The organism is Streptomyces tropicalis, from assembly GCF_029269835.1.
Lineage (GTDB): Bacteria > Actinomycetota > Actinomycetes > Streptomycetales > Streptomycetaceae > Streptomyces > Streptomyces tropicalis.
This window is the reverse complement of sequence record NZ_JARJBB010000086.1, coordinates 1-1,447: the sequence shown is the minus strand read 5'-3', so window position 1 is coordinate 1,447 and position 1,447 is coordinate 1. Positions and strand designations below refer to the sequence as shown.

Annotated in this window: 1 protein-coding gene; it reads right to left on the bottom strand. The window is 70.1% G+C overall.

Translation table 11 applies throughout. From position 1 onward, the window contains the following. Window positions 1-1,447 (bottom strand): alpha-amylase family glycosyl hydrolase (locus P3H78_RS33110; RefSeq protein ID WP_276112875.1); only part of this gene is annotated, 1,447 nt, incomplete at both ends.

Genomic DNA, 1,447 nt, shown 5'->3' with positions numbered 1-1,447 from the left:
GCCGGCCCGGTTCGAGGCGCACGTAGTTGGCCCTGCCCCAGTGGTAGGTCTCGCCGGTGAGCTCGTCGCGCACCGGCACCGACTCGTGCCGGTCCAGGCCGAGCTGCGGCATGTCCAACGAGACCGTCGCCTCCTGGGTGCGGTGCGGGTCGAGGTTGGCGACCACGAGGACGGTGTCCGGGCCGGTGGTCTTGCTGTACGCGATCACGGCGTCGTTGTCGGTCGGGTGGAAGCGCAGGTTGCGCAGGCGCCTGAGCGCGGGATGGCGGCGGCGGAGGTGGTTGAGGCGGGTGATGAGGGGGGCGATGGTGCGGCCCTCGCGGGCGGCGGTGTCCCAGTCGCGGGGGCGGAGCTGGTACTTCTCGGAGTGGAGGTATTCCTCGCTGCCTTCTGCGAGGGGGGTGTTCTCGCAGAGTTCGTAGCCGCTGTAGACGCCCCAGGTGGGGGAGAGGGTGGCGGCGAGGACGGCGCGGACCTCGAAGGCGGGGCGGCCGCCGTGCTGGAGGTAGGCGTGCAGGATGTCGGGGGTGTTCACGAACAGGTTGGGCCGCATGTAGGCGGCGGAGTCGCCGGTCAGTTCGGTGAGGTAGTCGGTCAGTTCCTGTTTCGTGGTGCGCCAGGTGAAGTAGGTGTAGGACTGCTGGAAGCCGATCTGGGCGAGGGTGTGCATCATGGCGGGGCGGGTGAAGGCCTCGGCCAGGAAGATCACGTCGGGGTCGGTGCGGCGGACCTCGTCCAGGAGCCGTTCCCAGAAGAGGACGGGTTTGGTGTGGGGGTTGTCGACGCGGAAGATGCGTACGCCGTGGTCCATCCAGTGGTGCAGGATCCGCAGGGTTTCGGTGATCAGTCCGTCGAGGTCGGTGTCGAAGGCGACGGGGTGGATGTCCTGGTATTTCTTGGGCGGGTTCTCGGCGTGGGCGATGGTGCCGTCGGCGCGGTGGTGGAACCACTCGGGGTGTTTGTCGACCCAGGGGTGGTCGGGGGAGCACTGCAGGGCGAGGTCGAGGGCGATCTCCAGGCCGTGGGTGTGGGCCTGGGTGACGAAGTGGTCGAAGTCGTCGAGGGTGCCGAGGTCGGGGTGGACGGTGTCGTGGCCGCCTTCGGGGGAGCCGATGGCCCAGGGGACGCCGACGTCGTCGGGGTGGGCGGTCAGGGTGTTGTTGCGGCCTTTTCGGTGGGTGGTGCCGATGGGGTGGATGGGGGGGAGGTAGACGACGTCGAAGCCCATGGCGGCGATGGCGGGCAGGCGTCGGGCGGCGGTGCGGAAGGTGCCGTGGGGCCGGGTGGGGGTGCCTTCGGAGCGGGGGAAGAACTCGTACCAGGCGCCGTACAGGGCGCGTTCGCGTTCGACGAGCAGGGGGTGCGGGTCGCTCGCGGTGACCAGTTCCCGCAGGGGGTGGCGGGCCAGGACCGCGCTCACCTCCGGCGTCAGCCCCGCAGCCAGCCG